This is a genomic window from Sphingobium sp. FW305-3-2-15-F-TSA7, assembly GCF_058787155.1.
Genome location: NZ_JBYSZM010000015.1, coordinates 51,809 through 69,202, shown reverse-complemented (window position 1 = coordinate 69,202; position 17,394 = coordinate 51,809). Strand labels below are relative to the sequence as shown.

The following is a 17,394-nucleotide window of genomic DNA, read 5'->3' as shown; positions in this document are numbered from 1 at the left end:
CGTGGTGGCGGCTTCGCATCTGCGCCGATCCTTCGCAACGGCGATAATGCCCCTGAACTTCCGGCTCCGGGCACTGGTGGAAACCGCCAGTGCCCGTACGCGGATGGATCTAGAACTTCACATTTGCGCCGAACGTGAAGTAACGGCCCAGCGTGTCGTAATGCGGGCTGCCCGTCGTCGAGAAGGGCAGCTTGCGATCGAAAACGTTGCTGACCTTGGTGTAGAAGGTGAAGTTCTCCGTCACCTTATATTGGGCGCCGAGGTCCAGATAGACGCGCGCGCTGATATCGTTGTTGGCAAGCAGCGGCCTTCCTTCTTCACCATTGAGGAGATGGTTGAACTTGCCGCCGCCGACATAGCGGACACGCGCATCGAAGCCGAGCACATCGTCCTGATAGCTGGCACTGAACGTGCCACGCCATTTCGGCAGGCCCAGCAACACGCCGTCGCCGACATCGCCCGCCGCATCGTTGGTCTCCAGGCCGTTGTCGTAAACCAGCTCCTTCACATAGGTGGCAAGCGCTCGGAAGCGCAAAGTCGCCGGCCCGGCGCCCGCGATCTGCGTGATCGGCAGCACATAGGACGCTTCGAAATCGAAGCCGCTGGTCGCGAATTGCGCGATATTCTGCGCGTTCGAGAAGACGGTCTTCAGCGTCTGCGTGACCGGATCGCGAATGATCTGGGCGCACGCGGCCTGACTGCCCAAGGCGCAGGCGGCGGTCAGATCCGAAGCAGTCAACGTGATGATCGCGCCATCGATCTTGACGTCGTAATAGTCGACCGAGAATTGCAGCCCACGTGCAAAGGACGGCGAATAGGATCCGCCGATCGTGAGCGTGCTGCCGATCTCCGGCTTCAGGTTCACGTTGCCGCCGGAGAAGGTCGTCACCTGCGCCGGCGTGTCGGTATAGCCGGGGATACCCTTGCGACCCTCGCTATCCTGGTCGACCTGCGGCCCGATATTGATGTTCGTCTCGTTGAAGAGATCATTGACGTTGGGCGAACGGATGTCGCGCGAGCGCGTCGCGCGCAGCAGCAGATCGTTGAACAGGCGAATGGTGCCGCCCACTTTCCACGACCAGATGCCACCGCTGGTGCTGTAATCCGAATAACGCGCGGCGCCGTTGAGATCGGCCTTGAACGCACTCGCATCGAGCAGCGGCACGACGACTTCGGCAAAGGCTTCCTTGACGTTGAACCCGCCCGAGAGCGGCGCGACATAGACAGGCAAGCCGAAGCCACCTGCAAGCGCGCCGGCATCGAGCCGTGACTTCACTTTCTCCCAGCGCGCCTCGACGCCGGCCGCGGCAGTCACCGGCCCCGCCCAGAGCGAGAACAGGTCGCCCTGCAGCTTGGCGCCCATCGAGTCGAGCGTGGTCAGGCTGTATCCGCCCTGCGTGCCCGTCACATAATCGATCGCCTCAGCCGAGGCATTGCCTTCGCCGAAGATATTGAGCGGCCGGCAGGCGGGATCGTTGTTGTTGGGATTGGCATCGGCGTTGATCGCGCAGACGATCTGGCCGCCACTCAGCACCGCATTGAGGGCATTGTCGAAATTCGCGGCGAGCCGACTGTTGAGCAGCGCCGAATATTCGTCGAGTTCGCCATGGCTGTAATGCGCGCTATATTTCCACTTGCCGCCGCCGAAGCTACCCTCGATGCCGATCGCGCCTTCCTTGAGCTCACGATCGGACGTGAAGCGGAAATTCAATATGTCGCGATAGGCGCGGCTATATGCGAAGCTGGTCTCGCCCGCCGCGGCAAGCTGGTTGCGAACCGTCTGCGACAGGAATGGATTGGTCGCCGAAACCATGAGTGGCTGAAACTCATAACCGATGTCTCCCGGCGCGGTGAAATCGGGGAAGAAATTATAGGTGGATTTCGTCTTGCCATAGGTCGCGTCCGCCCAGATCGTCGCACCGCCCAGATCGTAGCTGAGGCGAGCATAGGCGTTGAGACGCTTGAACGGCGCCGCCAGATAGATGTCGTCATACAAGTTCGACGCATCCTCGCCGCCGATGCTCGAGGCATTGGGACCGCGATATGCACGCAACGTGCCGTCATTGTTGAACGTCTGTCCGGCGAGCGCTCCGCTCATGATCAGACCGCTATGGCTACGGATGGGGATATTGACGTCATCGGCCAGCATCACCTTGCCGTCGATCACCGTGATATCCGCGCCACGGACGCCATGGCGATCGTTGCGGCTACCGGGGGGCAGTCCCTTGTCCTCCACATATTCGGCGCCGATCATGAAATGCCCCCTGCCATCGGCGAACTTGGTGCCCCAGGATCCTTCGAACTGATAACGCTGGCCATCGCCGCGATCGGCGATGCCGGTTTCCGCGCCGGCCCTGAAGCCGGTCAGATCCGTGTCCATGATGATGTTGACGACGCCCGCGACAGCCCCCGATCCCCAGGCGGCCGATGCACCGCCGGTAAGGACCTCAAGTCGCTTCACCATGCTGGTCGGGACGAAATTGAGATTATTCTGGCCGACGAAGCGCCGTCCGTCGATCAGCGTCAACGTGCGATCGATGCCCAGGCCGCGCAGGTCGACAGGTGCCTGGCCGCTGCCGGTGTTGCCGACGAGCGTTACGCCGGTGTAGGTCGCGCGTACCTGCGGCTGATCGTTCAGCACCTGCTGCAGGTTGGACGCCGAGCTCTGGCGCAATTCGGTATCGCCGATCACGGCGGTGGGCGTCGGCTGGTCGAAGCCCGCGCGATCGATGCGCGAGCCCGTCACCACGATCTCCTTCTCGTTCACCGATTGCTCGGCATCGGCCCGCTCCTGCGCCATCGCAGGTGAAACGGCGACGAGACTCATGCCGGCGGAGGCAATCAGAGCGGCACGAACGGATATCACGGAACGGTTCACGGTCTTTCTCCCCAGAATTCTCAGATCCCTGTCACACTCAGACGTTGCCGAGCGAAACTGGAAAAATAAATGCCTGCTCAGGCCATTATTCTTCATTCCGGATGGTTATGGCATAATAACCTGAGAAGATAGCCGGCCTGGGATTTTTCAGAGATTTTGTGCGCACTGTTGCCCGGAGAGCACAATTCCACCCCGGTCGCGGCTCGATCCGCTATCGGCCGATGGCCCCGCGTCGCGGCGATGCCGGCGATCCGGCGCACGTTTGTTCAACGCCGATTCCGTTGCGGGCGCTAGATTGCCTGTATCAGCAGGAGGCAAGGTGAATGCCGGACACCGCATCGATCGACCAATTGCAACCGCTTCAGGCCGTCTTCGAGCGCTACCATGTCGGCTGGGACACGAAGGATCCCGACATGATCGCGTCGCTTCACTCGGCGGATACGATTTTCTGGCTTCATGACGGATCGGATCCCGTTTCAGGCCGCGAGCAGTTGCGAGAACATTGCCGGGCATTGTTTGCCACCTTCGACTTTTCCCTCGAAATGGGGCGCAGACTCTATGGCGCCGATCACTGGGTTTTCGAGTGGACGATGGCGCTCTCGCTCGAAGAGCCGAACGGCACACCATTCACCGCGCAGATCGAGATGCTCGACGTCGTCACGGTCAATGCCGCACATGAAGTCACCCGCAAGGATGTCTATATGAACGGCAAGCAGGCCGCGGCAGCATTTGGCCGCGCCGGTATCGAGCGTTAGCCGAAAATGGCCTGCCGCGACATCACCGCCGCGCCAGCGACCGGTTGTACGCGCCGGCGGAGAGGTGGATAGTCGCGGCAATGCCGGATCCGATCTCTCCATTCCTCGACACGCTGCTGCCGATCGGCAGCCCTCGGCTGATGGCGCATGCGAATTCGGTCACGTGCGTGCTGGCCGGACGAAGGGGCCCGGTCATGGTGCGGCATGGCGAGTGGCAGGTGACCGGCGAGTTGCTGCTCGTCAGACCGCAAGTCGTGCACGAGGTCATACTCACCGATCCGGGCGCCGACGTTCTTTATCTGAACGGGCTGACCTTTCCATACGACGCGCCCCTGGCCCGTGTCCTGAACGGATCGCTGGCCGGTCTGGTCGAAACCGCGTTTCGTGGCGACCGGTTTGCCGTGGCCGAACTTCGCGCGCAGCTCGCCTGGTCCAGCGCCGCCCCGTCGAACCGGATCGCGGAGATCGTACGAGCGATATATGCCGATCCGATGCGGCGCATGTCCCAGGACGAGCTGGCACGCCGGCTGCAAATGGAGCGTACACAGGCGCTGCGTTGTTTCAAAAGCGGAACGGGGCAGACGTTCCGTGATTTCAAATCCTGGTCCGCCCTGCAACATGCCGCGCGGCAGATGGCCGATGGCGCGCTGGTGCGCACGGCCGCGATGGACGCCGGTTTTGCCGATACCGCGCATCTTTCGCGTGTTTTCCGCAAAGGCTTCGGCCTGACGCCCAGCGCGGCGATCGCCGGACTGGGATGAAACGACCGATCCCCCGACGTTGAAGCCCAGAGTTGTCGTGATTCCCGAGCCGGCAGGTAATTCCACCTGCCTCGGAACCACTCCAGGCATCATGCGGATGCGTGACCGAAGGGACAGCGAAGATTTGCCGCCCCTCGAACGATCGCCGTCACGACGATATTGCCGGAAAGGATCTCGATCCTGGCAAGCCCAAGCGCGCGTGCCGCATTCTCCGCCCCCCCGTCCCGGGAAACGCTGCGAGACACCGGCTTTGATGCGACGGGGAGCGGTGTCGCTTCTAGTCTGAGATATTGCGCCGTCACCGGCGCTTCCGGAAATCTCGCGACGAAATTACCAGGGACCGCATAATTCTTCGCTTGCCAGCTGGCGACCGGCATCCTGGTGTCGAAAACCGGATCGTCGGAACAATCGATGCGGAAACCCACCGGGAAATCGCATTTCGACGCGGCGTGACTATCCAGCGGATGCAGCCTGATCGCATTGATGGCGTGCGGCCTGCCCAGGTCCATCTGCACCCAGGCCGCTGACTCGGCGCGCGAACCGTCGAGCAGTGAGAACCGGTAATATCGCGATATCGACGCGACGATCGGCTCCCCGACAGGGGTCGCATCGAGCGAAGGCGTCATTGCCCCGGCGCGCGCGTCCTCGCCCGCCAGCAGCGGCGCGGCGAGCAGGCCGGCGCCGCCGATCGCGGAGCGAGCAATGAACTGTCGACGGGTCGTCCGCATCGCTGGCTCCGTGCCGCTCAGATATAGACCGGCGTGTTGGTGATCTGCTCGCAGCCGGTTTCGGTCACGATCACATGATCCTCGAGCCCGCTCATGCCGATGCCGGGATGTTTCATGAACGCCTCCACCGCGATCAGCATGCCGGCTTCATAGGGCTTGTCGATATTCGCCAGCTCACCGGGCATGGGCACATAGCCCGATGCGTCGGGCTCCACCGGCCCCTTGCCGGGATCGCCCGCCGGGATGATGTCCGGGCCATAGAATGTGCCCATCTGATGGCCGAAAATCCCCAGATTCACCTTGATGTCGCGCGCCTTGTCCTCATAGGGCACCGCCGCCTTCGCACCGATCACGCCCAGTTGCCGGGGCGTGATGCCCGGACGGATCGATTTGATGATCGCCCGGCACACTTCGGCCGATCCCTCCAGGATGTTGCGCTGCTCTCTGGTCGATCGTCCGCCGCACACCGCGCTGCGGCCGGGATCGAGCCAATAGCCCTGGAAGATCGGCCCCTGGATCCAGCCGCGCACCATGTCGCCCTTGTTCGGCGCGCTCATGTCATAGCCATGGAGCATGTCGCCGAGGATGTATTTCTCCGCATGCGCGCCGTGATGCATGTCGATGCGCGAGAAGCAGCCGCCACGGCGCATGATCTCCGCCGCCGTGCGCGCCGCCGCCACCGCGGACGTCTCACCCGCGATCATCGCGTCCATGCCGACGGCGAGCGCATGGGTGACGATGTCGCCCGCCGTGCGGAATACATCGAGCTCGCGTTTGGATTTCACGCGCTGCGGTTCGAGCAGGAACCATTCGTCGGTCACCCACTCGATCTGCGGCGTCAATGCGCGCAGTCGCCGGTCGTAAAGGCCGGGAAGCACGTCGTCGCCAACGACGGCGACGCGCCCCTTTATGCCGTGCTTGCGGAAATATTCGGCGAGCCCGGTGATCACGCTGGGCTCATGGACGATCAGGTCGCCGCACACCGCCTTGTGATATTCGGTTTCCTCGGGCGGCTGCGCGCTGTGCAGTTCGGGCTCGCGCCCGTTCCGGAACAGCACGGCGGAAAAGGTCCAGCTTCCCATCTGGACATCGTCCGCCCAATCCTGCCCGGTCCCGGTATTGGCATAGTTGGTCAGCCAATAGACGTTACCGAGCCGGTCATAGGATCCGGCGCCACGCGACCAGACCAGCAAGGCCTCGTAGCCCCGCGCACGCATCGCCTCCCACACGCGTTGCCAGCGATGCTCATATTCCTCGCGCGGGAAAACGCTCTTGCCGGTCATGGTCGATCAGCCCTTGATCCGCATGGTGAGGCCGATCGTGCGCGGCGTCACATAGGTCACGTTCTCGAACACGCCGGGAATCGTGCTGACCGCACCCGAAGCGATGGCGAGGATGCCGCGCCGGTTGAAGGCGTTGCGGACGAACAGGCTGATATCCACCCTGCCCCCTTCCGCGCCGATATCGAAATTGGCGATGTCATAGGCCGGGCGGAACCGCCCCGAACTGACCACGCCGTCGATGCCGAACGGCGTCTTGCCGACATGCTGCCAGCTTCCGCGTGCATAGGCCTCCCATCCCTCGGTCACCGGATAACGCAGTTCGGAGGAAAGCGCGAATTTCCAGCGCGGCGTCTCGGGGATGGCGTCGCCTTTGGCATAGCCCGCCGCCGTACCGAAATCGGCGGGCACATTGGTGAATTTGGCGTCGGTGTAGCTCAGCTGCCCGCTCAGCGTGATGTTCCGGGACGGGCGCAGATTCACCTCCAGCTCCGCGCCGTCGATGCGCGCGTCCCCTGCATTGGCGAAGAAGGTGGAGCCGCAGGGATCGGGGATGGTGAGCTGGATTCCCTTCTGTTCGATCCGATAGGCGGCACCATTGACCGTCAGCACCCGGTTCGGTGTCTCGAGCTTCGCGCCGAGCTCGTAATTCCAGACCGAATCGGGGTTGAAGATCGGCCCCACCGAACTGGCGAGATCGCAGCCCAGCGCCGGCGGAATCGCGGCATTGGCGCCGCCGGCGCGGAACCCGCGCGAGACGGTGGCATAGAGCGTGGCGTTGTCGACGGGGCGGTAGTTCACCGTGAAGCGCGGGCTGGCGCTCGTCTTCTTTGCGGTGATGCGCGGCGTATCCACCCCGCACAATATGCCGGGGAAGGCTTCGGTGCAGGTCGCCTCCAGCGTGTTCTTCAGGCGATAGGCGCGCACGCCCGCGATCAGCTCGAGCTTGTCGCTGAGCTTGTAATTGACCTCCGCAAAGCCCGCGATCTGCTGTTCGGACGTCCGCTGGAGATAATCATAGGAGATCGGGCCGACCGGCCGGGGCGCGGGGCCGAACACGGAATTGAGCAGGTCTGAGAATGGCTGGCCTTCAAAGATCTGGCCCAGCGACTGGTCGGTATGGCTGAAATAGACGCCCGCGATCCAGTTGAACGGGCCGGCATTGGACGATGTCAGCCGCAGTTCCTGGGTATAGCTGTCCGCCGTTCCGGGCATGCGGCTCTCGAACGGCGCGAAGGCACCGAAGATATTGTAGCCCAGCGGGGTATAGTCGATCGCCGCATCCGATTTCTTGTTGAGATAGGAACTCGACGAGACGAGCTTGAGGCCGCCGAATTCCTTTTCGACGGTCAGGTTCGCGACGATCAGATTGGTGTGCGACGGCTCTCCGCCGACGGCGCTCGCGCGGCCGAAGCCGGGCAGATTGCTCTGCGTCGCGATCGGATTGTCAGCGCGGATGCGCTGATAGAACAGGCTGGGCGTGATGGTCAGGTCGCTGGCGGCTTCCCACCGCAGGGCGGCGCGGACGCCGAGGATCACCGCGTCATTGGCGTTCTTCTCGGCCAGCCTGTCGCTCGACTGCGGCGATGTGAAGCCGGCAAGCGTCGCGTCGTAGCGATCGATATAGCCCGCGATCTTCTCATAGCTGCCGGTCACGCGCAGCGCGAGATTGGTGCCCAGCGGCAGGTTCACCGCCGCCTTGGCGCCATAGCCCTCGCCGCCGCCCTTCACGCTGTTGACGGTGGCCTCGCCATGCGCGGAGAAGCCCGAAAGATCGGGCTGGTTCGTGATGTAGCGGATCGTCCCGCCCGTGGAGCTCGATCCGAACAGCGTGCCCTGCGGCCCGCGCAGCACCTCGACGCGCTGCATGTCGAACAGGTCGATATTGGGCGTGCCGCTATAGGCATCCGTGCGGAAGTCGAACGGCGTGTCGTTGATATAGACCGCGACGGCGGGGGCGAGACCGAGATCGGTGGAAAGGCCGCGCAGCCCGATATTGGATTCGCCCGGGCCGACGGGCGTGAAGGTCAGGCTCGGCGTGTTGCGGACCAGGCTTTCGGTGTCACGGATGCCGAGCCGGCCGAGCGCTTCGCCACCGAACGCCGACACGGCCTGAGGCACGTCCTGCAACCGGCTTTCGCGCCGCTGCGCGGTGACGATGATGTCTCCCTCGTCACGCGGCGCGGCGTCCGTTTCCTGGGCGAACGCCGGCGCGGCGAGCAATGTGGTGGTCAGCAGTGCGATGAGATGGATGTGTCGAGACATGATGCCTCCCCTTTTCGTTTCTTGATTATCGTTCCGTCCGGTCCGGGCCGGTGCGGTTGGTTTGCGAAGATGCAGGGATGCTGCGCATCCGCACCTTCGAACGCTCAGGCGCCGCGCGGGCTTCGCCGCGCTTCGATGAGCCAGGCTCATCAAAGCGCGGCATCAGGCCGCGATCGCCGACACGCGGCCGAGCCCGTTCTGCTTGACCGAGTCCGCGTAAACGAAGTCCGGCTCTTTATGATAGCTGAGCAGCGCGATGATCCGGTGCTTCGAGCCGCTCACTTCGGTGACCCGGTGCAAGGCCTTGCGCCCCCGGAAGAGAAGCAAAGTTCCGGGTTCGACCTTCTGGATCTTCGTGCGGCTCGAATTCTCGTCGAGAATGGCGTGGATGTCCTCGACCGGCGCGGTGTCGACGCCGGGCGCATATTCGAACGCCCCGCCCGCTTCCGGCGCCTGCAACAGCAGGGAGACGACAAAATCATTGTCGTCGAAATGCCAGCCATGCTGGTCGCCTTCGCCCATATAGGTCAGGTTGATATTGATAAGCGGATCGGCGGTGACGTGCAGAGCCTCGACGCCAAGCACTTCGCGAACGAAGTCCATCAGTTCGGCGGACCGGTAAAGCCGGCGCAGTTCGCCATCGGCATCGAGAATGTCGGAACCCAGGATCCACATCAGATAGGGAGAGGCGCGTTCGCGCAGCTTCTCGTCCGCGACACCCGCCAGCGGCCCCTGCGGATTGAAGCCGAGCATCTGATCCCGGCGATGGACATGTGCGAACTTGCCGGTCGCTTCGGCGACCATGGCGGCGAGCGCCTCGGGCGTGAGGAAATCGGGGAAGGCGGCCGCACCGTCCTGCGCGAGCTGGCTGGCGGCCCGTTCGACGATCTCCGCGCGGCGGACAGGGTCGGATAACGGATAAAGTGCGGTGTTCACGAAGGACATGTCGGCTCCCGAAACTATGCGCCGGCGACACCCGGCTCATGAAAGGATCATGGCATCGTCACGGTTGATCGCCAGCAGAGCTTTGCTGGGAATGCATCTCAAAATGTGATGGAGCGCTGAAAACTCAGCCTGTGTTTCGCGCGCGAAGATAGACAGTGCCGCACACCGCCATGACGACGCACGCCAGACAGAAGGCGCCGACCGCCACCAACGACAGGCTTTCCAACAGGAACCCGCCAATGGCGGGACCAAGCGCCAGTCCGCCACCCGTCATCGCCGGGGTCAGCGCAATGAAGCGCCCATGCCGGTCGATCGATGCGAGCAGGCCGAACTGGAATGCGTATTGGAACGGCCAGACAAAGGCGAACAGGCAGATCGACAGGGTGAAGATCGACGCATCGGGCGCCAACGCCAGGCCCGCGACGCCCGCAACAAGTATCGGCAGCCCGGCGACAAGACCGATCGCGCGCGGAAGCCGGTCGGCCACGGCGCTCGCGACAAGCGATCCGGCAAGGCCGCCAAAGGCCGAAGCGGACAGCGCGAAGGCAATCGCGCCGGGCGACAGCCCCTTCCCCACGCCGATGCGCTCCAGAAAGGGCCATAGCGACGCCATACCGATGAAATAGACAAGAATGCAGGCGAGTGCGCCGATCGCGAGACGATTGCCGGCGGCACCCCGCGCCCGGGATTGCGACGCGCCCGGCTGCGCCCTGCCGATCATCGTCGCCAGCGCGAAACCCGGGAGCGCGACCGCAGACAGGATCAGGAAAATCCACGGCCAGCCGAGATTGACCGCGATCCAGCCGAAACTGCCCAGGCCGACCATGCCGACGATCGACTGGCCCGCGAAATAAATGCCGATGCTCCGTTCCGGACGCACCGAACGCCCCATCGCCGCATAGCAGATTCCCCCGACCAGCCCCTCGCCGAGCCCCGACAGGATGCGGGTGGCGGCGACATAGCCATAATGCCCGTCGAGCATGGTCAGCAGGTTGCCGGCGATCATGACCGTCAGCCCGATGCGGATCGCTACGGGCCAGGACAGGCGCGTGGTGATCAGCGGGCAGAGCAGGCTGCCGACAAGGATGCCGCCCATATTCATCGACGCGATCAAACCGGCCCCGGCAATGCCGTAACCGAAACGCTCGGCGAATATGCCGACCATGACGGGGAGCACGGCGGGAAGCGTCGCGGCCGCAACCCCGAGATAGATCGCAGCCCAGGTCGATGCCGCCAGCCGCGACGCAACAGCCTCCACGGGATGCGTCGCCATTGTCACGCCAAAGCGCGCTTGTGGAACTGGCCTGCCTTCATGATCACGCGCAGATACTGCCCATCTTCCGCCAACAGCGCGATATCCTCCAGCGGATCGCCGTCCACGACGAGCAGATCGGCCGCAGCACCCGGCGCGATCCGGCCAAGGTCGGGGCGCTGGAGAATGTCGGCGCCGGTGACCGTCGCCGACCGCAGAATCGCGGCGGCGGGCTGGATCTCGCGGCGATAAAGGAATTCGCGCGCCTGCATCTCGAAGACATTGCCGGGCAGGTCGGTGCCGAAACCGAGCGGCACATCGGCGCGCCACGCGGTTTCGAAGCCCAGCATCGCGAGATCGACGATTTCCCTGGCCTTCGCCGCCACCGCGGCGGAAAGGCCGAGCGCGTCGCCACGTTCGGTGAGCGCCATCACGACTGAAAGCGTCGGCACGGCAAAGCCGCCGGCATCGCGCAGCGCGGCCGCGGCTTCGGCATCGATCAGCGTCGCGTGCTCGACCGTCCGGACACCGAGCTGCGCCGCGCGCATGACGGCGTCGGCAGTATGGGCATGGGCCGCGACATAACGGCGCCACCGCGCCGCTTCCTCGACGGCCGCCAGGACTTCGGCATCGGTGAATTGCTGCATCCAGATCGGGTCGGTGGGCGAAAGCACGCCACCCGACAGCATGATCTTGATGCAATGCGCGCCCATGCGCAGTTCCTCGCGCGCCGCACGGCGCACCTCGTCCTCGCCGTCGACGACATGCGCGATCATGTGCATCTGGCGGCACCCGCAGGGCTCGACATCCTGATGGCCGGCGCGCAGGTCGCCATGGCCGCCCGTCATCGAGAGCGTGCGCCCCGCATAGAACAGGCGCGGCCCGGGGATGAGCCCATCGTCGAGCGCGCGCGCCAGCCCATGATCGCCGCCGCCGACATCGCGCAGGCTCGTGAAACCGCAGTCGAGCGCGTGCCGCAACATGCGGGCCGCATGCGCGGTGGAATAGGTCGCGGGATGACCGAGAATCTCCGCGGCATTGGCACTCGAAAGCCGGGCATGGACATGGACGTCGATCAGGCCCGGCATCAGCGTCGCGCCGCGAATGTCGACGACCTCCGCGCCCTGAAGACGCGACGGGCCGGCGTCCACCGCCACGATCCGGTCATTCTCGACCACCACGTGGCAATCCTCGCGATAGCCGTCCGCGGTCTCGTTCAGCACCCGCGCATTCTCGAACACGATCGTGGTCAACTCATCCCCCGGCTTTCATGATGGCGAAACCGCAGCCTAGGCCAGAGGCGGCGATCGCGTAATCACAGAAATGTGGACATTCAATGACTTTTTGATATGCAGAGATGATGAAAAGCCTCCGCCAATCGCTGCCTCCCCTGAACGCGCTTGCCGTCTTCGAAGCGGCCGCCCGGCACCGCAGCTTCACGCGCGCCGCGGCGGAGCTCAACATCGCACAATCGGCGGTCAGCCGTCACGTTTCCAATCTGGAGGCGGATCTGGACGTCGTGCTGTTCGTGCGCAGCGGCAATCGCCTCGTGCTCACAGGATCGGGGGAATCGCTGGCGGGCGCCATCCAGTCGGGCCTCGGCCGGATCCGCGACAGCGTCGACGCGATCAGGCGCCGTCACGAGCGGGCGGCAAGCGTCACGATCGCCTGCACCTATGCGATGGCGCATGACTGGCTGATGCCGCGCTTCGGAACATTGCGCGCGCTGCTGCCGGAGGCGCAGATCCGGCTCATCACCTCCGACACCTATCTCAATTTCGACGCCGACGACGTCGATGTTTCGATCCGATACGGCACCCCTGCCGACTGGCCCGAAATGACGTCGCGCAAGCTGCTCGAAGAGATTGCGTTTCCGGTCTGCGCACCGTCGCTGCTCGAACAATTTCCCGGGCTTCGGCACGACAGCCCGGAAGCATGGGCCGCCGCCCCCCTGCTTCACCTTGCCAATACCAGCCAGGGACGCGTCGACTGGCTCGACTGGTTCGAGGATCTCGGCTTCATGCCTGCCCCGAAAGGACCGGTGTTCAGCGCCTATACCCCGATGATGCAGGAAACCCTGGCCGGGCGCGGCGTGGTGCTCGGCTGGCAGGGCATTGTCGATCCCTATCTGGAATCGGGACAGGTCGTGCGGATCTCGAACCGGTCGATCACCTCCGACCAGGCCTTTTACATCGTCTACCGCCCCGACGCGCGACAGGCGCTGGTCGAGGCCGTTGTCGATGCATTGATGAGACCGCACGACCCCACCACTCCGGTCATCATCTGACCGCGCCTGGAGCCTTTCCCGGCAGGGCGAAATCGCCCTGCCGGGAAAGAAAGGCTCCGATTCAATATCTTGAGCGCTTCCCGGCCGAAAAACCGGTTACCACTTTTTCGGGAAGCGCTCTAGAAACCGCTCGACCTCCAGTGTGAATTTCTCGGGCTCTTCCAGCTGGGGCGAATGCCCGCTGCGTTCGAAGAAGACGAGCCGGGCGCCGGGAATGGCGCGGCTGATCTTGTAGGCGACGGTGGGCGCGACATTGGCGTCGAACCGCCCGTTGATGACGAGCGTCGGGACCTTGAGGCGGCTCAGTTCGGGATAGAGATCGAGCTTCATGGCATCGAGCATCACCGTCGTGCAGGTTTCCTGCGAGAAGCTGCTGCCCGCCTCCTCCCCTTCGCGAGGGCGGTTGCGCTGGTCGTAATAGGACATTTTCTCATAGGCATCGATCTCGACGCAGCCCATCTGCCCCGCCGGGCTCGGGTCGCTCGGAATCGTCGCCAGCAATTCCGGATAAAGCTTGTCGAACAGAAATTCATGCTCTGCCGGTTTGGGAGAGCCCGATCCGACGAGCACGAGATGCGCGACATGCTGGGGGTAGCGAACCGCATAGGCCATCGACAATATGCCGCCCCAGGAATGGCCGAGCAGGTCCATGCGCTCCACTTTCAGCGTACGCCTGAGACTTTCGAGATCCTCGACCATCCTGGCGACGGTCAGGTCGCCGGAAGCAGGCGCCTTGGGCGATTTTCCCGTGCCCTGCTGATCATAGAAGATGATCCGGCGCCGTTCGGACATCCCCTTCCACACGGGGGCACCGATAAGATAGCTGTGATTGAAACCCGGGCCGCCATTGACCGCAACGAGCGGAACCCCACCCGCCTCACCGATCGCGACATGATAGAGCGCGGGCTCGGTCGAGGCCGCGCGCTGCTGCGCCGCAAGCGGCGATGCCGATGCGGCAAGGCAGATTGTCGAGACGAAAGCGCGAATAATGGCGTGGCGCATATGAACCCCTCCCTGAACATGGCCTTTCGGCAAGGCTAGAGTGATTTCGAGGCAGGTGGAATCACCTGCCGACTCGGAAATCACGGCAAACAAAAGGTATTTCTGAGTTGATCCGGTTCAATCTGGACCGGATCAACTCTAGGGCGCGTTGCGCCGCGTGACGAACGCAAAGATCAGATGGACCGATGACTTGGCGCTATGGAAGTGGCGGGCCAATTCCAGGCCCGTATCAGCCCTCGTCTTCGACGGGCACTTTCAGGATGATGGCCGCGTCGGGGCCGATCGGGCGTCCGTCCTCGGTCCGTATGTCGAGCCGGACCGGCAGGCCGGTATCGCGCTCGACAAGCTTCGAATGTTCTTCGTCGGCGGCGAACAGATGCCGCTCGCCCCATTGCCGCAGCGCCACCATGACAGGGAAGAGGTCGCGGCCCATTTCGGTCAGCCGATATTCCTGATGCGCGCCGCCATCGGCCGCGGGAACCGCCTCCAAGATGCCGCGATCGATCAGCGTGCGCAGCCGATCCGACAGGATGTTGCGGGCGATCCCAAGGCTCTTCTGAAATTCCCCAAAGCGCGAGAGCCCGTCAAAGGCGTCGCGCACGATCAGCAGCGACCACCAGTCGCCGATCGCATCGAGCGACCGTGCGCTGGGACAATAATCGCCCTTGAGGCTTTTGCGCCTGACCATTCTTCCCTTTCCGCACGCCTCGATCGGCGCATTGTGGTTGCATTATAAAACCATCTCGCTATCGATCAAATAGTTTCATCATTAAACCGATTCGAAGCGAGATTTGCCATGCGATCCCTGGACGACGCCGCTCCGGCCCGGCGCGCAGCCGGTGCCGAAGCGCCGGGCCTTTCAACCGGCCTCACCCTGCTCTTCGCGATCGCCAGCGGACTGGCGGTGGCCAATGCCTATTTCGCGCATCCGCTGCTCGACGTGATGGCCGACGATCTCGGCCTGTCGCGCGCGCATGCCGGGCTGATCGTGGCCGCGACGCAATTGGGTTACGGCCTGGGGCTGATCCTGCTGGTTCCGGTCGGCGATCTCGTCGATCGCCGCCGACTGGTGATCGTGCAGTCCTTGCTGTCCGTGCTCGCGCTGGTCGCGATCGGCTTCGCGACCAGCGGCGCGATGCTGTTGGCGGCCATGGCGATCATGGGCTTTCTCGCCGTCGTCACCCAGGCATTCGTCGCCTTTGCGGCGAGCCTCGCGCCACCGGCCGCGCGCGGCCATATCGTCGGCATCGTCACCAGCGGGATCGTGATCGGCATCCTGCTCGCAAGGACGGTGGCCGGCCTGCTCACCGATGTTTCGGGCTGGCGCACCGTCTATCTGGGATCGGCGCTGCTGACGCTTCTCATCGCCACGCTGCTCTTCAAGGCATTGCCGCGGCAGCAACGGCCGGTGAACACCATGGCGTATCCAAGGCTGATCGGCTCGCTGTTCACGCTGCTCGCCACCGAGCCCGTGCTGCGCATCCGCGGCCTCATCGCGATGCTGATCTTCGCCAATATAACCACGCTGCTGACGCCGCTCGTGCTGCCGCTCGCCGCCCCGCCCTTTTCGCTGTCGCACAGCGCGATCGGCCTGTTCGGACTGGCGGGCGTGGCGGGCGCACTCGCCGCTACGCGCGCGGGGCGATGGACCGACATGGGGCATGGACAACGCACGACGGGAATCGCGCTCTCGCTGATGCTGCTCGCCTGGGGCCCGATCGCGCTGCTGCCCCATTCCATCCTGTGGCTGATATTCGGCGTGGTGATCATCGATTTCGGGCTACAGGCCGTGCACGTCACCAATCAGGCGATGATCTATCGCGTCCGCCCCGAGGCGCAGAGCCGGCTCACCGCCGGTTACATGCTCTTCTATTCGATCGGCAGCGCGCTGGGATCGTCGTCCTCGACCTTCATATATGCGCGCGCGGGATGGGGTGGCGTCTGCCTGCTCGGCGCGGCGATCAGCATCGTGACGCTGATCCTGTGGGTCGCGACGCTGCGCGCGACACCGTCAAATGCTACGCGCGCGCTGTGATCCGCAGCGGCCTCGACGCCATCGCCAGAATTATTTCATGAAATGTTACACGACCGTCCGCGACTCCACGGAGGACAGATGGTAACGTGTATTCGATGCAATATTCTGCCCTTCGACTTCCGTTCGCCTGGCTGACGGTCGGCGCGGTGATGGCCGCCCCCACGATCCTTCCAGCCGCCATGTCCCCCATCCTTGCCGGCCTGCTTTTCGCCTGGCTGCTCGGCGTCATCTTCTGGTCGGCCTTCGGCGTCGTCCATGAAGCGGAGGAACTGGCCGAAATCCTCGGCGAGCCCTTCGGCACATTGGTGCTGACATTGTCGATCGTGATCATAGAGGTTGCGCTGATCTCGGCGGTGATGCTCAGCCCCAATGCCGTGCCGACACTGGGGCGCGACACGATGTTCGCGGTGCTGATGATCGTGCTCAACGGCGTCGTCGGGCTGGGGCTGCTGGTGGGCGGACTGCGCCACCACCAGCAAAGCTTCAATCTGCAGGGCGCCAGCGCCTATCTCGCGGTCACCATCCCGCTCGCCGTCATCGCGCTGGTCCTGCCCAATTTCACGACATCCAGCGCGGGGGGCACATTGTCTCCCCTTCAGTCGGGCCTGTTCTCGCTCCTCACCATCGCGCTGTACGGCATCTTCCTGTGGCTCCAGACCGGCCGGCATCGCGGCTTCTTCCAGCCCGAGGGCGCCGGGGAGGAATGGCAGGATGCCAGCCCGCTTCCGCATGTGGAACGATCGGGCTCGCTCACCCGGCATATCGTCCTGCTGCTCGCCAATATCCTGCCGATCGTCATCCTGTCCAAAAGCCTGGCGAAGCTGCTCGATGCGGGAATCGAGGCGCTTGCCGCGCCCACCGCGCTGGGCGGCATCATCATCGCCATGATCGTGTTCACGCCCGAAGGGATATCGGCCCTGCGCGCGATCGCCGCGAACCAGCTGACCCGCGCGATCAATCTCTGCCTGGGCGCCGCAACCTCCACGCTGGGGCTGACCGTGCCCGCCGTGCTGCTGATCGGCCTGATGAGTGGACAACCCGTCATACTCGGCCTCTCGGCCGCGAACATGGTGTTGCTCGCGATGACACTCGTACTCAACGGCGTCACCTTCTCGGGCGCGCGGACATCGATGCTCGAAGGCGCCGTCCACCTCTCGCTGTTCGCGACCTTCCTGATCCTCGTCTTCAGTCCCTGAAGCCGAGGAT

At 64.0% G+C, this 17,394-nt stretch carries 14 protein-coding genes; 5 read left to right on the top strand and 9 right to left on the bottom strand.

From position 1 onward, the window contains the following. Nucleotides 1-109: 109 nt before the first annotated feature. Nucleotides 110-2,878, bottom strand: coding sequence for a TonB-dependent receptor domain-containing protein (locus tag AC3WN8_RS13710; RefSeq protein WP_492669998.1), 2,769 nt, complete (start codon nt 2,876-2,878; stop codon nt 110-112). 323 nt (nt 2,879-3,201) lie between these two features. Between AC3WN8_RS13710 and AC3WN8_RS13705 the strand changes: the two genes are divergently transcribed. Then, a complete protein-coding gene (locus AC3WN8_RS13705) occupies nt 3,202-3,633 on the top strand; it encodes a nuclear transport factor 2 family protein (RefSeq protein ID WP_492669997.1) in 432 nt (143 codons plus the stop codon). Nucleotides 3,634-3,713: 80 nt separating this feature from the next. After that, a complete protein-coding gene (locus AC3WN8_RS13700) occupies nt 3,714-4,394 on the top strand; it encodes a helix-turn-helix domain-containing protein (protein ID WP_492669996.1) in 681 nt (226 codons plus the stop codon). Nucleotides 4,395-4,483: 89 nt separating this feature from the next. On the opposite strand, the gene AC3WN8_RS13695 is transcribed toward AC3WN8_RS13700, so the two are convergent. The 6 genes from AC3WN8_RS13695 to AC3WN8_RS13670 all read right to left on the bottom strand — a co-directional run bounded on the left by AC3WN8_RS13695 (nt 4,484) and on the right by AC3WN8_RS13670 (nt 12,117). Beyond that, the gene (locus tag AC3WN8_RS13695; protein ID WP_492669995.1) at nt 4,484-5,122 is read right to left on the bottom strand and encodes a discoidin domain-containing protein; all 639 of its coding nucleotides are present in this window, start codon (nt 5,120-5,122) and stop codon (nt 4,484-4,486) included. Nucleotides 5,123-5,139: 17 nt separating this feature from the next. Further along, entirely contained in the window at nt 5,140-6,405 is a 1,266-nt protein-coding gene (locus AC3WN8_RS13690; protein WP_492669994.1) for a M24 family metallopeptidase, read from the bottom strand. Between the two features lie 6 nt (nt 6,406-6,411). Beyond that, the gene (locus tag AC3WN8_RS13685; RefSeq protein ID WP_492669993.1) at nt 6,412-8,667 is read right to left on the bottom strand and encodes a TonB-dependent receptor; all 2,256 of its coding nucleotides are present in this window, start codon (nt 8,665-8,667) and stop codon (nt 6,412-6,414) included. Nucleotides 8,668-8,829: 162 nt separating this feature from the next. Further along, complete coding sequence (locus AC3WN8_RS13680; protein ID WP_492669992.1) at nt 8,830-9,612, bottom strand: HalD/BesD family halogenase; 783 nt, start codon at nt 9,610-9,612, stop codon at nt 8,830-8,832. 124 nt (nt 9,613-9,736) lie between these two features. Then, entirely contained in the window at nt 9,737-10,885 is a 1,149-nt protein-coding gene (locus tag AC3WN8_RS13675) for an MFS transporter (RefSeq protein WP_492669991.1), read from the bottom strand. Between the two features lie 2 nt (nt 10,886-10,887). Then, on the bottom strand, nt 10,888-12,117 hold the full coding sequence (locus tag AC3WN8_RS13670) for a metal-dependent hydrolase family protein (protein WP_492669990.1): 1,230 nt from the start codon (nt 12,115-12,117) through the stop codon (nt 10,888-10,890). 107 nt (nt 12,118-12,224) lie between these two features. Here AC3WN8_RS13670 and AC3WN8_RS13665 point away from each other — a divergent pair, with 107 nt between their 5' ends. After that, a complete protein-coding gene (locus AC3WN8_RS13665; RefSeq protein WP_492669989.1) occupies nt 12,225-13,151 on the top strand; it encodes a LysR substrate-binding domain-containing protein in 927 nt (308 codons plus the stop codon). A gap of 96 nt (nt 13,152-13,247) precedes the next feature. Here AC3WN8_RS13665 and AC3WN8_RS13660 read toward each other — a convergent pair whose 3' ends face one another. Next, nucleotides 13,248-14,153, bottom strand: a complete 906-nt coding sequence (locus AC3WN8_RS13660) for an alpha/beta fold hydrolase (RefSeq protein WP_492669988.1) — start codon at nt 14,151-14,153, stop codon at nt 13,248-13,250. A 229-nt stretch (nt 14,154-14,382) separates the two neighbouring features. Beyond that, on the bottom strand, nt 14,383-14,841 hold the full coding sequence (locus AC3WN8_RS13655; protein WP_492669987.1) for a winged helix-turn-helix transcriptional regulator: 459 nt from the start codon (nt 14,839-14,841) through the stop codon (nt 14,383-14,385). Between the two features lie 108 nt (nt 14,842-14,949). On the opposite strand from AC3WN8_RS13655, the gene AC3WN8_RS13650 reads away from it, so the two are divergent. Together AC3WN8_RS13650 and AC3WN8_RS13645 are read left to right on the top strand one after the other, a co-directional pair. Next, on the top strand, nt 14,950-16,188 hold the full coding sequence (locus AC3WN8_RS13650) for an MFS transporter (RefSeq protein ID WP_492669986.1): 1,239 nt from the start codon (nt 14,950-14,952) through the stop codon (nt 16,186-16,188). A 95-nt stretch (nt 16,189-16,283) separates the two neighbouring features. Then, the gene (locus AC3WN8_RS13645) at nt 16,284-17,384 is read left to right on the top strand and encodes a calcium:cation antiporter (RefSeq protein ID WP_492669985.1); all 1,101 of its coding nucleotides are present in this window, start codon (nt 16,284-16,286) and stop codon (nt 17,382-17,384) included. The last annotated feature ends 10 nt before the right edge of the window (nt 17,385-17,394 follow it).